This window comes from Acidovorax sp. LjRoot194 (assembly GCF_964253015.1).
Classification (GTDB): Bacteria; Pseudomonadota; Gammaproteobacteria; order Burkholderiales; family Burkholderiaceae_C; genus Acidovorax.
This window is the reverse complement of sequence record NZ_CAXUQB020000001.1, coordinates 2,940,279-2,955,459: the sequence shown is the minus strand read 5'-3', so window position 1 is coordinate 2,955,459 and position 15,181 is coordinate 2,940,279. Positions and strand designations below refer to the sequence as shown.

Sequence of the window (15,181 nt, the reverse complement as noted above, 5' to 3'; positions counted from 1 at the left end):
GCCAGTGGATAGACGGAGTAATGGGTTTCCACCGATGCTACGGCCTCGCAGCGTGATGGGCGGTGCAGCTTTCATCTCAGTCCTTGGCAGCCGTTCACTGATGTAGCAGCAAAGTCCGCATCGTCGAGGTTCGGCCGGTGAAAAACTAGCGGCGGAAACAGGCTACGGGGTGTGCGCGAGATCGAGAGGCTGCCATCGACTCCGCTTCCATTGCCGCAAGAGAAAAGGGCGCAGCCATCAGTCCACGCCCTTCCGGTTTCGCTCGACGGGGCCACAGATCCTCGCCCCGCGTGTCATTTCAATGTACTAACGTAGCCATCTGTGCCGCAGGCACCGCTTCATAGTGGTCCAGCTGCATCGAGTACTGCGCACGCCCCGAAGACAGTGCGCGCAGGCTGCCGATGTAGCCGAACATCTCCTTCAGCGGCACCTGGGCCTCGACCGTGGCCGCGTTGCCGCGCTGGCCCTGGCCGCGCACGATGCCGCGGCGTCGGTTCAGGTCGCCGATGCTGTCGCCCAGGTACTCAGCCGGCGTGATGACTTCCACAGCCATCACGGGCTCCAGTACCTGCGGCCCGGCCTTGGCGAATGCCTCGCGGAAGGCAGCCATGGCTGCCAGCTCGAAGGCCAGCGTGGACGAGTCGCGCTCATGGCAGCTGCCATCCACCAGCGTGGCGACGAAGTCCACGGCGGGGAAGCCTGCCACCACGCCTGCCAGGGCGGCGCGGCGCATGCCGGCCTCCACCGCGGGAATGAACTCACGCGGCACGGCGCCGCCGACGATGCGGTTCTCGAACTGGATACCTTCTCCTCGCGGCAACGGCGCTAGCTGCAGCCTCACTTCCGCGAACTGACCGGGGCCGCCCGATTGCTTCTTGTGCAAATGACTCACCTCCACACTTTTTGAAATGGTTTCGCGGTAGGCCACCTGGGGGCGGCCGACCGACACGTTGACGCCGTGGCGTGCGCGCAGCTTCTCGATCGAGACTTCGAGCTGCAGCTCGCCCATGCCGGACAGAATCGTCTGGCCGGATTCGGCGTCGTGCTGCAGACTGAGGCTCGGATCTTCGCGCAGCAAGGACTGCAGGGCCTTGGACAGGCCTTGCTGGTCCGCGCTCGCCTTGGGCTCAATGGCCACGTGAATCACCGGCTCGGGCACGCTGATCTGCTCCAGCACCACGGGGTGTGCGGGGTCGCTCAGGGTGTGCCCCGTCAGCGTGTCCTTCAGGCCCACGACGGCGGCGATGTCACCCGCCACCAGCTCGTCGCGCTCGATATGCTGGTCGGCATGCACTTCGTACAGGCGCGACACCCGCTCGGTCTTGCCCGTGCTGGTGTTGAGCACCACATCGCCCCGGCCCAGCCGGCCGCTGTACACCCGCACGAACACCTTGGCGCCATGGTCGTCGGTGACGACCTTGAACGCCAGCGCCGCGAACGGGTCGGCAGCGGTTGCCGCCTTGGCACCACCTTCACGCACGATGTCGTCGGGCGACGGCAGATAGTCCACCACAGCGTCCAGCAAGGGCTCCACACCGCGGTTCTTGAAGGCCGAGCCGGCCAGCGCGGGCACGAAGGCGCCGGCCAGCACACCACGGCGCAGGTTGGCGCGCAGCACGTCCACAGCAATCTCTTCGCCGTTTACGTAGGCTTGCAGGGCCGCTTCATCTTGCTCCGCAGCAGCCTCTACCAAGCGCGCGCGGGCAAGCACTGCCTGCTCAAGCAGGTCGGCGGGCACATCGACTTCGCGGTAGGGGGCACTCGCGTCGTCCTTGTCCCAGATGCGGGCGCGCAGGCTTAATAAGTCCACAACGCCGCGGAAGTCGCCTTCCACGCCGATGGGGATCTGTAGCGGTACCACACGCACGCCCAGGCGGTCTTCCATCATGGCCACCACGCGGTGGAAGTCGGCACCCACGCGGTCGAGCTTGTTGATGAAGGCGATGCGCGGCACGCGGTACTTGTCGGCCAGGCGCCAGTTGGTCTCGGTCTGCGGCTCCACGCCGGCCACGCCGTCGAACACGACGACCGCGCCATCGAGCACGCGCAGCGAGCGGTTCACCTCGATGTTGAAGTCGATGTGACCGGGCGTGTCTATCAGGTTGAGCTGCGTGCCCTTCCAGTGAACAGTGACGGCAGCGCTATTGATGGTGATGCCGCGCTTTTGCTCTTGCGGGTCGAAGTCCATGTGCGCCGTGCCGTCGTGCACTTCGCCGATGCGATGGCTTTCGCCTGTATAGAAAAGGATGCGTTCGGTGGTCGTGGTCTTGCCCGCGTCTACATGGGCGATGACACCGAGGTTGCGCAGATGGGCGTTGCTGGTGTTGCGTGAATTTCTCATGGCGAATCTTGCTTGCGACTGCACTCGTCTCTGCGAGCAGCTGCCGCCTGGTTGGCATTGCGCCAGCCCAGGCGATGGATTCGCCTGATGGCTAGCGTCGATGGGAAGTTGTGCTGTCGCCGGAGCCCGGGCGCACGGAACTCAAGCTCCGGCGGTCGGGAATCGTGGCGATCAACTTGTCGTACGTACGCATAGGTTGGTGAGGGTGTGGATGGATCTGAAAACAAAAAACCCCGGAGGGATGGACCTGCCGGGGTTTCCTGGACCGGAAGGCGCAAAGCCCTCCGACACGCGATCGAGGGGCGCAACTAGCTGGCGAACGATGCCTTGATCACGTTGGTGAGAATTTTCATAGAGGCGAATTATCCTCCTCGCACAGAATGCTTGCAAGCGACCCGTCGGAGTTGTGGAATGCCCCTCTGGAACATCGTTAGGGCAACGCTGAACAAGCTGCCAATTTCATCAAACCGATTGTCTGCAACGACAAGACATTGCCGATGACGAGATCGGCAATGTCCAGCCTTGCTATTTACAGTCAAATGCGGCCCGCTTGAGCCTTGCAGTCAGGCTGTACACCCGCTGCGCGCGCACTCATCCCATCAGGCGCTGGCGCGCCAGGTAAATGTTGGCCAAGCCCAATGCTACGAATGCCCGCGTGGCATTCTTGGCCAGACCTCGGTAGCGCACTTTGCCAAAGCCCCATAGCCTCTTGACCACGGCAAACACGTGCTCCACACGGGCGCGCACCCTGGACTTGTTGCGATTCTTGGCGCGTTGCACTTCTTGCATCTCACCGCCTTTGCGCACGCGCTGGTTGGTGAAGTCCTTGGCTCGCGGCGCCTTCGAGCCGATCAGCGCCTTCTGGCTGGCATAAGCGCTGTCACCATATACGCGCTGCTCGTTGCCATGCAGCAAGTCGGATAGCGGATGTTTGTCAAGGATGTTGGCTGCAGTGACAACCACGCTATGGGCCAGCCCCGTGCGGCTGTCCACGCCAATGTGCATCTTCATGCCGAAATACCATTGCTGGCCTTTGCGCGTTTGGTGCATCTGAGGGTCGCGCGCCTTGTCTTGGTTCTTGGTCGAGCTGGGCGCGCCAATGATGGTGGCATCCACGATGGTTCCCGTACCTACCTTCATGCCCCGAGCCTGAAGAACCTGACCGACCGCAGCGAACAGTTGCTTGCCCAGCTCATGTGTGTCCAGCAGGCGCCGGAACTTCAGCAGCGTTGTGCCGTCGGGTACCCGCTCATGACCCAGGTCGATGCCCACGAAGCGCCGCAGTGCCATGCTGTCCAGCAGCGCTTCCTCACAGGCTTGGTCAGCCAGGTTGAACCAATGCTGCACAAAGTACATGCGCAGCATGCGCTCAAGTCCCACGGGCGGGCGTCCGTTGCCCGGCTTGGGGTAGTAAGGCTCTATGACCGCACACAACTCCTGCCACGGAACGATCTCGTCCATCGTCGCTAGGAACACATCGCGTCTGGTGGGGCGGCGGTATTGCTCGAATCCGGCGCCGTCATCGGCTGCCACGGCTAGGCTTTGTTGCTTCATGCGAAGCTCGATGCAGGACGCGTGCCAGATGGCACTTGTTCAGCGTTGCCTTAGGTCGGCCTCCGGGATGACGCCAACTAGCCTAGCTAGCGTGCGAAGTCTTGTTGGTCATTCCGAGTCCCATCGGCGCTATCGGCAACGCTAGGTCATAGAGCGAACGCTGCCCCAGTCGATTAAGTAGCGCCTCCTCCGCGTCCTTTAAACCATCGACTACAAGTTCGTTGACAAGCCGTTCGACTGGACATTGAGGATTGTCTTTGGATGGACCGATCGCGAAAACATCTGCATGCCCGATGGCGTCATAAACGTCTTTCGCTGTGATGCACTCTAAAGTGCGGCCAAGACACCAGCCTCCATTGCGCCCGCCTGTGGACGCCACCAATCCCGCGGCACGCAGCGAAGCCATGGTCCGGCGTACCACGACCGGATTTGTGTGCAGCATCTGTGCCAGGGTTTCAGAGGTGGTAGTCCCACCGCGCAAGTGCATGTGAACGAGCACATGCAACAGGCGCGCTAAGCGAGTGTCGTTAGCCATTGATGTGATTTATGTTTGCGTAACAGTGTTAGTTACGGTATTCTGCATCCAGTAAAGAACTGGAATCATTTTCATCATGCATGACCTCAAACACCACCGCCTGAATGCCAACGGTCTGATGTTCAGAGTCGCCGAACAAGGCGAAGGACCGCTTGTGCTTTTGTGCCATGGCTTTCCTGAGACCTCCCACGCTTGGCGACATCAGCTTGCAGCGCTTGCCAGAGCAGGCTACAGGGCCGTAGCGGTTGACATGCGCGGATACGGTGGCAGTGACAGTCCTAGCGAATCGAGCGCGTACTCCGTGTTTGACATAGTAGGTGATCTTGTCGCTTTGCTTGGTGTCCTGAATGAGTCCAGTGCGGTCATTGTGGGGGGCGACTGGGGGGGGACCGTGGCATGGCAAGCCGCCCAGCTTCGTCCGGATCTCTTTCGGGCTGTAGTCGGCCTGGGTGTTCCGATGATGGGTAGGGCACCGACAAGACCGAGCAGCCTGTTTCCGAAGACGAATAGCGCCATTTTCTACACTCATTATTTTTGCGAACCAGGGTTGGCAGAAAAGGAATTCGAGCGGGATGCGGAGGCCACCCTACGCAAGATCTATTTTGCGGCCTCGGGCAATGCCGGGCCACGGGACGATCCGAATACGCCCAACCCTTTTGGCATGGTGGCGCGCGACGGGGGGCTGCTTGATGCTCTTCCAGACCCTGAGGTAATGCCCGACTGGCTCAGCCCAACAGACCTTGAACTAATCGTCTCGAGTTTTAACTCAAGTGGCTTTCGGGGTGGCCTCAACTACTACCGAAACTTGGACCGCAACTGGGAACTGCAGGCAGGCCTGAACGGACAGCAGGTTCAAGTGCCGGCCCTTTTTCTAATCGGTGAACGTGATACGGGTCTCGCGATTCCTGGCATGGATCAAATCATCAAGTCCATGCCTGAGCTCGTTCCGCATCTGAGGGGCTCGATAGTCGTTCCCAAAGCCGGGCACTGGCTGCAACAAGAGGCACCCGCGCAAGTCAATGCCGCACTGATAAGCTTTCTGCAAAGCCTTTGACGGACTGCACACGTTGTGTACGGAACATTAAACCTGTTTCGCGTGTGGAGAAACCGGTCCATGGAGATCCGCTTGAGCGAAGATGCCAACCAGACATCCTAACACCGCTCTACGGCCACGCAAAGGCTCTCTAAATCTTTCCGCGTCTGGTCCTGAATGTGATCGACCATCTCAACTCCGTCGTCGGAGCTACACAGTGCTGCCACGCCCATCGGGCCTCGTGTGCCAGCTTGTAGATAGATCTCGGAGCCACGTTGAGGTTCACGATCTTGTTCGCTGCAGGTGCATTCTCATACGGCCGTAGGCGGAGCGAAGCATACCCACCAAATGACACGCCAACAATGGTCTCGAAGTCCGGAACATCGCGATGCCAGCCGAGAGGCGTGCCTGGTGCGTACTCAGCAACTAGCGCATGAACTAGCTCTTGATCTGGAACATCCAACCACTGCGCCACGCGATCCCTCAGCACCAGGAATCGCTCGTCCAATTGTGCCGTTGGCATCAGCCGGTTTGCGTCGAAGTCATACGAGCCACCAAAACTCACTACACGCCTTCGGGCCAAGTACTGCTTGTACCGTGCCGCATGCAGCGGCAGCGTTTTGATGACTTCGATCAACTCCTGCTCCTCTGAACTGCTCAAGAAATCTGGCTGATACACCAAACCCTGGATGGAAGCCTCGACAGGAGCATCACCAAATAACGTCGCCTGCGTCATCGCTGTCCCTTCATTTGAAGTCCCGGCTTTCTGTCGCCAGGCGCCCCAGCATGGGCGACAGATCCGCCAGCCTGTCCGCAATCAGGTTGCACACCTCTCCCTCACGCTGCCAGCGTCCTTTGACCGCCATCAGCCTTGAGCCCAATAAGACCTCCCGCTGCGCCTCCTTGATGTGGCGCCAGCAGATCACCTGCGTCGAGCCGTGCTCATCCTCCAGTGACACGAAGATGGTCCCCTTGGCCGTCTCCGGCTGCTGCCGCAGCGTCACGATGCCGGCCGTGCGAACGATGCGCCCGTTGGGCACGCGTCGCAGTTCCTCGGACGTTTTGAGCTTGTACTTGTCGAGCTTCTTGCGCAGCAGTGCCATGGGGTGGCTGCGCAGTGTGAGGCCGATGGACGCGTAGTCCCAGACTACATCCTCGCCTTCCGGTGGCGCTGGCAGTTCCAGAAACTCTTCGTCCACTGGTGCTTCCTGCAGCAGCGCCGGCGGGGCATGCAGCGCTGCCGCATCCCAGACCTGCTGGCGTCTGTGGCCCGATAACGTGGCCAGTGCGCCAGCTGCGGCCAGAAGCTTCATCTCGTGCTGTTCGAGCCCGGCTCTTCTGGCAAGTTCTTCGGCGTTGTCGAATGGCCCTCGACGTCTTGCGGCCATGATGCGCTCCGCGCTTGCTGCTTTCAAGCCGCCGATCATGTGGAGGCCCAGGCGCACGGCTGGTGTGTTGGGCAAATCTTCTAGCGAGGTTTCCGCATCGCTGTACATCACATCTACCGGCCGCACTTCTACTTTATGGCGCCGGGCATCCTGCACCAGCTGGCTTGGGCTGTAGAAACCCATGGGCTGGCTGTTGAGCAGCGCAGCCAGGAATGCCGCAGGCTCGTGCCGCTTGATCCAGCACGAGGCATAGACCAGCAACGCGAAGCTGGCTGCATGGCTCTCCGGGAATCCGTATTCCGAGAACCCTTTGATCTGCTCGAAGATCTGTTCAGCGAACGCCCGCTCGTACCCCCGCGAGGTCATGCCGTCCACGATCTTGTTGTAGTACTTGCCCAGTCCCCCCTTGCGCTTCCAGGCAGCCATGGCCCTGCGCAGGCCATCGGCTTCGCCCGGTGTGAATCCCGCCGCCAGGATGGAGATCTGCATCACCTGTTCCTGAAACACAGGAACACCGAGGGTGCGGCCCAGCGCCGTCTTGAGGGCTTCGCTCGGATAGGTCACCGGCTCCTTGCCCTGGCGCCGGTTGAGGTAGGGATGGACCATGCCGCCCTGGATGGGACCCGGTCGCACGATGGCCACCTCAATCACCAGGTCGTAGAAGCAACGTGGCCTGAGCCGCGGCAGCATGCTCATCTGCGCGCGGCTCTCGATCTGGAACACGCCGATGGTGTCCGCCTTGCAGACCATGTCATAGGTCTCCGGATCCTCTGCCGGAATGTCCTGCATGCCGAACTGGTAGCCGCGCCGGTCGCTGATCATGTCCAGCGCTCGCCGGATCGCGGACAGCATGCCTAGCGCCAGCACATCGACCTTCAGAAGGCCTGCTGCATCCAGGTCGTCCTTGTCCCATTCGATCACTGTGCGATCGGGCATGGAGGCGTTCTCCACCGGCACCATGCGGCACAGCAGATCCTTCGTGAGCACGAAACCACCCGTGTGCTGAGACAGGTGCCGCGGAAACCCAATCAGCTGGCTGGTCAGCACGATGAGCTGGCGCACCTGCAGGTTCTCGGTGGACATGCCCAGTTCATCAAACCGCTCGAGCCGCACATCCGCGCCATCGAACCACTGCTGGCCCTTGGCGATCGCGTCCACCGTCTCCAGGTCGAACCCCAGCGCCTTACCCACGTCCCGAATCGCCGACTTCGGCCGGTAGCTGATCACCGTGGCTGTGAGTGCGGCCCGGTCCCTGCCGTACTTCTGGTACAGGTACTGGATCACCTCTTCACGGCGCTGGTGCTCGAAGTCGATGTCGATGTCCGGTGGCTCGTTGCGCTCCTTGGAAATGAAGCGCTCGAAGAGCACCGACATGCGCGCTGGGTCGACCTCAGTGATTCCCAGGCAGTAGCAGACCACGCTGTTGGCCGCCGAGCCGCGCCCCTGGCAGAGGATGTGCCGCGAGCGCGCAAAAGCCACGATGTCGTAGACGGTCAGAAAATAGTGCTCATAGTGCAACTCGCAAATCAACGACAGCTCGTGCTCGATCTGCCCCTGCACCTTCGCCGGTATGCCGGCAGGCCAGCGCCGTCCTGCGCCTTCGTAGGTGACCTGGCGCAGATAGCCCGCCGCCGTTAGTCCCGCAGGGACCACCTCGTCCGGGTACTGGTACTTCAACTCGTCCAGGCTGAAACTGCACCGCGCCGCCACCTGCAGCGTCTCGGCCAGCAGCTCGGCCGGGAACGTCTGCGCCAGACGCAACCGGGTGCGCAGGTGCTGCTCCGCGCTGCGCTGCAATGCATGGCCGCACTCGGTGAGCGGCTTGCCCACGCGCGTGGCCGTGAGCACGTCCTGCAGCGGCTTGCGCGAGCGCACATGCATGTGGACGTCACCCACAGCCACCAGCGGCAGCGCCGTGAGCTCGGACAGCTGGCGCATTCGGTGCAGCCAGAGCTCATCGTCAAGCCGTCGCACCTGGTCCACTCCGATCCAGCACCGCCCCGTGAACTGATGCAGGGTCCAGAGTCCAGCGGCCGCCAACTGCGCATCCGTGGCTTTGCGGTCGGGGCACAACAGGACCACGCAGTCCTCCAGCTCGGTGCCGCTGAGGTGGTCCAGCGTGAGGTGGTAGGTGCCTTTCTCGGACGAGCGCCGCAATTTGGTGATGAAGGCACACAGGTTGCCGTAGCCGTTGAGAATCTGAGCCAGCACCACCAGCGTGAAAGCGGCCTCCGATGCGTCCCGCGGCTGGATGCAGAACTGGGAGCCCAGTAGCAGCGGCAGGCCCGCAGCCTTGGCCGCCACGTGGGCCCGCACCACACCTGCCATCGAGCACTCGTCCGTGATGGCCAGGCCCTGGTAGCCCAGTTCCTTGGCACGCTCCACCAGTTCGTCAGGCGCACTTGCACCTCTCAAGAACGTGAAGTTTGAAACGCAGCGCAACTCGACGTAGTCCGGCAGTGATCGGGACGGACGGATCAGCATGCCCGCCTCACGCGAAATGCCCGTGCAGGAACCAGGCGGTCTGGTCCCGCGCCAGACGCTGCTGGAACACCCACAGCACACCAGCATGCGGGCTTAGCGCCAGCCAGTAGTCGCGCTGCACGTTCAGGGGCCGGGCATCGGCGTCTTCGCTGCTGCGGTGCCACCAGCCGCCTTCGATCCGGTCCGGACCCAGCAGCAGCTGCAGCGGGCCTTGGTAGTGCGGCCGGTTGTCGCGCTCGATGAGGCGCAGCGGTTCATCCAGCACCCAGCTGGGCAAAGGCAATTCGTAGGGAGGCTCCGCTTTTTTCTTCTGGGCCTCGCACTGCCAACTCTGCATCCACTCTAGACGGTGGTCTGCGGACATCGTGGGCCGACGCACGCAGGCATCGCCGAGCCGCGCCTGGATACGCTCCAGCGCGAGATCCGTGCTGCCACTCTTGCGCAAAGTCTCGGGGATCAGCGAGCGGCTTTCTTCCACGATGGGCAGGACCTCGGTGGCGAGCAGCTCGATGTCGCCAGCGGGCGCTGCGAGCGTGACCTTGGCCAGGTGCTCGGCCAGCAGCCGCGCGAAATGCTCCACGTTTTGCGTGGGTTGCGCGGTGCGAACGGTGAGTTCCCCGCCGGTGCCGGCGTCCTTGGCACGCATGACATCGTGGCACCAGCGCAGGGTGAAAGCGGTGGCGCCCATACGGCGCGCGGCGAGCCAGCCCGCCATCTGCACCAGTAGCCGCCGCGCTCCAAAGAGCAGTGCGGGCGCGGTTTCCACCCGCGACATCAGCTCCAACCGCACATGAAAACTCTCCGGCAGCGTGAGCCACTCGTAGACTTCGGGCCGCAAGCCGTAGGCCTGGTCCAACGCCACGAGCAACTCCTTGTCAAAACGCCGGCTCAGGCCGCCGCGCGGCAGGTTGCGTACATCGCCCAGGGTGCGGCAGCCGACGCGGGCCAAGGTCGGCTGGTGCAGGCCCACGGCCGCGATCGCTTCCAGCGGCAGAGGATCCAGCATCTTGGCCAGCGGAAGCTGAAAACCATCCAAGGGCACTTCGGATGCAGCTTGGCGTACCAGGGCCAGCGCAGAGGTCCCCGTGGGCGCCCAGGCTATGCGGGCACCCAGCTCCGCAGCACCGGCCTCGATGAACCCGTGTAGGGCCTCCATGCCGCCAAACAGGCGCGCACTTCCCGATACTTCAGCGACGACGGAATCTTCGAGCAGTGCGACGCGTGGCGTGTACTGCAGGGCCCAGATTCCGAGCGATGTTGCATCAATGGGAGACGGGCTGGCTGGTAGTGGAGTGGGGAGCAACGCGGCCCAATGCCCGTGCATCGGAGGCCTCCTCGCGTGAGAGCGCAGCAGAACGTGCCGGCACGGTCTTGAGCCGGGGTGGAAGCACCGACTCCAGGTTTTCTGGCATCGCTGCCAGATAGAGGGCGTCGTCGAGCGAGGCTCCTCTGCGTTTGGGGATGCGGATCTCCAGCTCCCAGCCCTTGGCCAGCGCCACGGCAACGCGCAGCGGCGCTGGAGAGGTGTCGTTCAAGGCGGCAGCAGGGCGGAACAGAAACACCGGTGCGTCGCAGGACTGGGCGTGAATCTGCAGGCGCCGGATCTGCTCCGGGCGAGCCTGAGGCAGCCAGGACAACACGGCACCGGCAGGGTCTGACTTGACGATCTGCTCCGTCACCCAGAGACGGTCCACCGGCGTCGATGCATGGACCCACACCACCTGGTCCGCAGACAAGCCCAGTTGCTCCAGGCCGCCAGCATGTGGCTGCTTGGGTGGGGCGATCAGGTACACCCGGCCACCCGAAGTCATGAGAGAGGGGAGGGCAGGGCCGAGGAGGCGCCATTCGCACAGCGCCGCCTGCGGCATGAGCAATTCGGTCAAGCTGTGAGTAGGCCAGCCACCGCCTGGGAGCTCACTGTCCAGCTCAGGAAAGCCTGAGGAAACCGTGCGCGAGACAGCATCGCCCAACTCCGAGCCACGCCATACAGCCTCCGCCACATGGCGTGGGAGGACACCTGTGTCAAAGACGTCTGGGCTGGAGATTGCGGGCACTGGCATGGACTGAAACCTAAGGCATGAGCTGCTCAAATACTGTATGAAATGACAGTATATGTCTGCACTTCCAGCAACCGGCGGATTGGTGCCATCACGCGGCGGCCGACCACTCGAATTTGCTAGCAACAACGGGCCATGAGACATGGGCCGGCATCGAAAGCGAGTTAATAGACCTCAGAACTAGTCACCTATTTTTTGACGGCTAGCATCGTGAGCGGAGCCGCCTTTACTGAAGTGGTCGTGCGCTGCGTGCGCGCGTCTGTCGTTCCTGGGCGCACCAGCTAGAGGCATCTCTACCGTTACAGCGCTGCTTCCATGCCCCACCTGACGGCTGGACGACCCCCCATCACGCAATCCGAACTGCGCGCTTGTTAACCTCTGGATGCACTGATCCGGAAAAGAATTTTGTGGCTAGTTGAATGTCTCCGAAGAAAATAGTGCTGAGGGGATGGATCGGACACCCTAAGCTCGGTGATCGCGAGGTTTTCCTGCCTTCGATTGGGTGCTCGCTCGAGCGCTAGTGAAGTAGCAAGCCCATGCGTCCCTCAGACATACACAGTCTTGTACTCGCCAACGCTTCGAAAGCACATCGTGAATACAGCCAGCAACTCCGTCATTACCGACGTTCTGAACCAGAACGCCGAAGCTGCTGAACAGATCAAAACTGTTTCCAATGAGTTGGAGGTGGTGCATGCTGTTCTCAGCACGCAGCTTCCCGCGCCGCAAGCCACTACTGACCTTGTTGCCGCAGTTGATCGCACAGACGAACTTAGCCAGCAATTGGCTGAGACAGCGCAAGCCCTCGAGCGATCTAACGAACTACTGCGCGAGTTGAAAGCCAGCGGTAGGCGGTGAACTTTATGACTGCATTTCGGCGGACCGAACGGAGCGATAGCTAGCGGCGAATGACTAGCTCTTCGATGGCAGTAACAACCTTTGCAGGCTCAAACGGTTTGGAAAGATGCGCGTCGAATCCAGAGGCGAGCGAGCGCTCTTTGTCCTCCGGCCGGGCAAATGCCGTCATGGCGATCGCGGGGGTCAGCCCTCCGCGCTCTGCTGGGCGATTGCGCAGCCAGCGGACAAATTCATAGCCGTCCATGCCAGGCATTCCGATGTCCGAACAGACGATGTCTGGTCCGCATGCCTCGATCGCCTTGATCCCTGCATATGCATCCTGAGCGGTGTAAACCTGGGCACCGCACTCTTCAAGGACCCGCCGCAAGAGATCACAGCTATCGGGATCATCGTCTACGACCAAGACCTTTCGTCCGGCGAGAGAAGCGCCAGCGCGGTCGGTGTGTGCGATTCTGGCTGGCAGAGACGTAGTTTCAGCGTGCGCATCGAGAAGCGGTAAAGTAATCCGAAAGGTGGCACCTTTTCCGGCCCCTAAGCTTTCTACCTCGACGCTTCCTCCGTGCAGACCTGCAAGATGGTTGACGATCGATAGGCCTAAACCAAGTCCGCCGTAGCTTCGGGTGATAGAGCCGTCTGCCTGCCGAAACCTCTTGAACACATGCGGCAGGAAATCCTGAGCGATGCCAATCCCTGTGTCCGCGACAGTCACCACCGCACTGGAATCGACCTTAAATAGGCGAAGAGTTACATCACCTCCCCGTGGGGTGAACTTCACGGCGTTGGTGAGCAGGTTGGAAACCACTTGCTGGAGGCGATCCGAGTCGCCCAACACTGTCACGTCTGACGCGATATCAGCACTGAAAGCAAGGCCCGCAGCGTGCGCGTTCGGGGCCATGGAGTCGTAGGCGGATTGAACGCACAGTCCCAGATCGACGGGCTTTGAGTCCAGCTTCAGCTTGCCAGAGCTGATTCTGCTCATGTCCAGCAGATCGCCAATCAACCGTGCCTGCGTGCGCGTGCTGCGCTCGATCACGTCGATACCTTTGGACAGTTCAGGGAGCTCTGAGCCGTACTTCTTTCTCAGAATATGCACCCAGCCCGTGATCGCGCTCAGTGGAGTACGCAGCTCATGCGAAAGCGTGGCCAAAAAGCTGTCCTTGAACGAATTTGCCCGCTCTGCCTCACTACGTGCTGCACGTTCGCTCTCAAGTAGCTGGGCGCGATCGCTCTCAGCCCGGAGGCGTTCCAGCGACTCCCAGCATCGGTCTACGACCGTCCTCACAAGTGTGATTTCCTCGGAGGTCCAATTGCGCGGAGTCGTCTGATGAACCGCCATAGCCGCCACGAATTTTCCCTTTTTATGGAGCGGAACGCATATGACAGCCTGGATGGACGTCAGTCTGTAAGCGGATAGGTCAATATCCTTGGTGATCGGATTCGTGTCTACATCCTGATTGACGTAGGGTTCGTTAGCGATCATCAACTCGCTTACGAGGTCCCCAAAATCAGAAAACTTGTACCTTCCGACGATGCTCGCTACGCCATAGTTGTAGTCGCCAATCAAATCAAACGTGTTCTGATCGTCGAGCACGTGAGCGTAAGCACACCGGTTGACCTGAAGGTACTCGCCCAGCATTGCGGCGGTGGTTCCCATCACCTCTGCCGGCTCGCTTTGTGTTCTGGTCAGTTGGGCAAGTTCGTCCAGAAAGCGAAATCGGCGTTCGCTCAACACATTGGTAGTTGTCTCAGCGAAAGTTACCAGCACGCCCTTCGGCACGCCAGCGTCATCACGAACGGGGCTGTACGAAAAATTGAAGTAGCAATCTTCCGGAAAACCATACCGATCAATGGTCAACTTGTAGTCGTTGAACCCGATTAATTCGCCGTTCAAAACCTGCTCCCACATCGGACCTATGGTGGTCCAGATCTCGCTCCATGTTGTACGCGCGGAGCCACCGAGGGCGCTTGCGTGCTTGTTGCCCAGAATTGGCCGGTACGCATCGTTGTAGAACTGAGTTAAGTCAGGTCCCCACGCCAAGTACATCGGAAGCTTGCATTCCAAAAGAAGTACCACCGCATTCTTGAGACTCAGCGGCCATTGTTCGGGAGGCCCCAGGGTATGCGTGCCCCAAGGAAAGCTGGCAACGCTTTGAGCCATAGCACCCGGCAGACCTCTTGGGGGGAACGTGGTATCGGCCGTCATGTTGATTTGAACTAGGTTGGTGGCAAAGCATATCGTAGAGGCTTACGCGGCATGCCCAGATGCTGGCCGTCGACATTCAGGCGGGTTGCTGTCACCACGACCACGCACCGTGAGTCGCCGAGCTAGATCGCTCTGTTCGAATCGGTTTCGAAAATCTTTGCGAGAAATAGGGATCGAGTCATCGAGTGCGCTCATGAAGCGGAAGACGACGGCGTAGTGCCATCCTTCGAACCTGCGCGCCAGGCCGCCAAGTCTGCGAAATCGCGAGAACACCCCGAGCACATTAGCCGGTTGGAATTGCGCATCGCGCCGACAGCGTCGCGCTCGACCACCGGGCGGTAGCTAGCGGCGCCGCAAACGCCGCAGCGGTTCAAGGGACGGGAGTGGCTGTTGGACATTGCAGGTAGTGTGTTGCCTGACCACTTCAAAGCAGCTCGGCATGGACGCACAAGTGGCTGAATTTGCGTGCTTGGCGTCGCGGCGTCAACAGTGGATGTCCGCGAAGCGTCGCTGCAGCATTCCAAGCCCGGACCTTGTACCATCCCCGGACAGTTTGTGCACGCCCAGTCTTCTTGAGAAGACATGTGTCAGAGGGCAAAGTGGCAGCAGTTCAAGTTCGGTCCATTCAATCCCGTCTGAAACAATTCTCTGTGCCGACGCTACGCAACCCCCTCTCCTGGCTTCGTTCAAGTTTACGAACACGGGTCGCCTTCATCGTCGCCGCGCTTGTT

10 protein-coding genes are annotated in these 15,181 nt (G+C 61.0%); 2 read left to right on the top strand and 8 right to left on the bottom strand.

Going from position 1 to position 15,181, the window contains the following annotated elements; all coding sequences use genetic code 11:
- Positions 1 to 298: 298 nt before the first annotated feature.
- The 3 genes from fusA to ACSQ3N_RS13265 all read right to left on the bottom strand — a co-directional run bounded on the left by fusA (position 299) and on the right by ACSQ3N_RS13265 (position 4,430).
- Positions 299 to 2,341 carry an elongation factor G gene (gene fusA / locus ACSQ3N_RS13275; RefSeq protein ID WP_436146497.1) on the bottom strand — a complete coding sequence of 681 codons (2,043 nt, stop codon included), beginning with the start codon at positions 2,339 to 2,341 and terminating at the stop codon, positions 299 to 301.
- A 591-nt stretch (positions 2,342 to 2,932) separates the two neighbouring features.
- A complete protein-coding gene (locus ACSQ3N_RS13270) occupies positions 2,933 to 3,895 on the bottom strand; it encodes an IS5 family transposase (RefSeq protein WP_436146496.1) in 963 nt (320 codons plus the stop codon).
- Positions 3,896 to 3,977: 82 nt separating this feature from the next.
- On the bottom strand, positions 3,978 to 4,430 hold the full coding sequence (locus ACSQ3N_RS13265; protein ID WP_436146495.1) for an RrF2 family transcriptional regulator: 453 nt from the start codon (positions 4,428 to 4,430) through the stop codon (positions 3,978 to 3,980).
- Positions 4,431 to 4,506: 76 nt separating this feature from the next.
- On the opposite strand from ACSQ3N_RS13265, the gene ACSQ3N_RS13260 reads away from it, so the two are divergent.
- Positions 4,507 to 5,484, top strand: coding sequence for an alpha/beta fold hydrolase (locus tag ACSQ3N_RS13260; protein WP_436146494.1), 978 nt, complete (start codon positions 4,507 to 4,509; stop codon positions 5,482 to 5,484).
- 130 nt (positions 5,485 to 5,614) lie between these two features.
- Here the strand turns inward: ACSQ3N_RS13260 and ACSQ3N_RS13255 are convergent, their stop codons facing one another.
- From ACSQ3N_RS13255 to imuA, 4 genes are all read right to left on the bottom strand, one after another.
- Complete coding sequence (locus ACSQ3N_RS13255; RefSeq protein ID WP_436146493.1) at positions 5,615 to 6,199, bottom strand: alpha-ketoglutarate-dependent dioxygenase AlkB; 585 nt, start codon at positions 6,197 to 6,199, stop codon at positions 5,615 to 5,617.
- 10 nt (positions 6,200 to 6,209) lie between these two features.
- On the bottom strand, positions 6,210 to 9,335 hold the full coding sequence (locus ACSQ3N_RS13250; protein ID WP_436146492.1) for an error-prone DNA polymerase: 3,126 nt from the start codon (positions 9,333 to 9,335) through the stop codon (positions 6,210 to 6,212).
- Positions 9,336 to 9,342: 7 nt separating this feature from the next.
- The gene (locus ACSQ3N_RS13245) at positions 9,343 to 10,491 is read right to left on the bottom strand and encodes a Y-family DNA polymerase (protein WP_436146491.1); all 1,149 of its coding nucleotides are present in this window, start codon (positions 10,489 to 10,491) and stop codon (positions 9,343 to 9,345) included.
- Positions 10,492 to 10,597: 106 nt separating this feature from the next.
- Positions 10,598 to 11,395 carry a translesion DNA synthesis-associated protein ImuA gene (gene imuA / locus ACSQ3N_RS13240; RefSeq protein WP_436146490.1) on the bottom strand — a complete coding sequence of 266 codons (798 nt, stop codon included), beginning with the start codon at positions 11,393 to 11,395 and terminating at the stop codon, positions 10,598 to 10,600.
- A gap of 588 nt (positions 11,396 to 11,983) precedes the next feature.
- On the opposite strand from imuA, the gene ACSQ3N_RS13235 reads away from it, so the two are divergent.
- A complete protein-coding gene (locus ACSQ3N_RS13235; RefSeq protein ID WP_436146489.1) occupies positions 11,984 to 12,247 on the top strand; it encodes a hypothetical protein in 264 nt (87 codons plus the stop codon).
- Positions 12,248 to 12,287: 40 nt separating this feature from the next.
- On the opposite strand, the gene ACSQ3N_RS13230 is transcribed toward ACSQ3N_RS13235, so the two are convergent.
- Entirely contained in the window at positions 12,288 to 14,450 is a 2,163-nt protein-coding gene (locus tag ACSQ3N_RS13230; RefSeq protein ID WP_436146488.1) for an ATP-binding protein, read from the bottom strand.
- Positions 14,451 to 15,181: the final 731 nt, after the last annotated feature.

What these genes read in the sequence shown, in the direction of transcription:
- fusA (WP_436146497.1), bottom strand. Translation starts at nt 2,341, where the DNA reads ATGAGAAATTCACGCAACACCAGCAACGCCCATCTGCGCAACCTCGGT.
- ACSQ3N_RS13270 (WP_436146496.1), bottom strand. Translation starts at nt 3,895, where the DNA reads ATGAAGCAACAAAGCCTAGCCGTGGCAGCCGATGACGGCGCCGGATTC.
- ACSQ3N_RS13265 (WP_436146495.1), bottom strand. Translation starts at nt 4,430, where the DNA reads ATGGCTAACGACACTCGCTTAGCGCGCCTGTTGCATGTGCTCGTTCAC.
- ACSQ3N_RS13260 (WP_436146494.1), top strand. Translation starts at nt 4,507, where the DNA reads ATGCATGACCTCAAACACCACCGCCTGAATGCCAACGGTCTGATGTTC.
- ACSQ3N_RS13255 (WP_436146493.1), bottom strand. Translation starts at nt 6,199, where the DNA reads ATGACGCAGGCGACGTTATTTGGTGATGCTCCTGTCGAGGCTTCCATC.
- ACSQ3N_RS13250 (WP_436146492.1), bottom strand. Translation starts at nt 9,335, where the DNA reads ATGCTGATCCGTCCGTCCCGATCACTGCCGGACTACGTCGAGTTGCGC.
- ACSQ3N_RS13245 (WP_436146491.1), bottom strand. Translation starts at nt 10,491, where the DNA reads ATGGAGGCCCTACACGGGTTCATCGAGGCCGGTGCTGCGGAGCTGGGT.
- imuA (WP_436146490.1), bottom strand. Translation starts at nt 11,395, where the DNA reads ATGCCAGTGCCCGCAATCTCCAGCCCAGACGTCTTTGACACAGGTGTC.
- ACSQ3N_RS13230 (WP_436146488.1), bottom strand. Translation starts at nt 14,450, where the DNA reads ATGACGGCCGATACCACGTTCCCCCCAAGAGGTCTGCCGGGTGCTATG.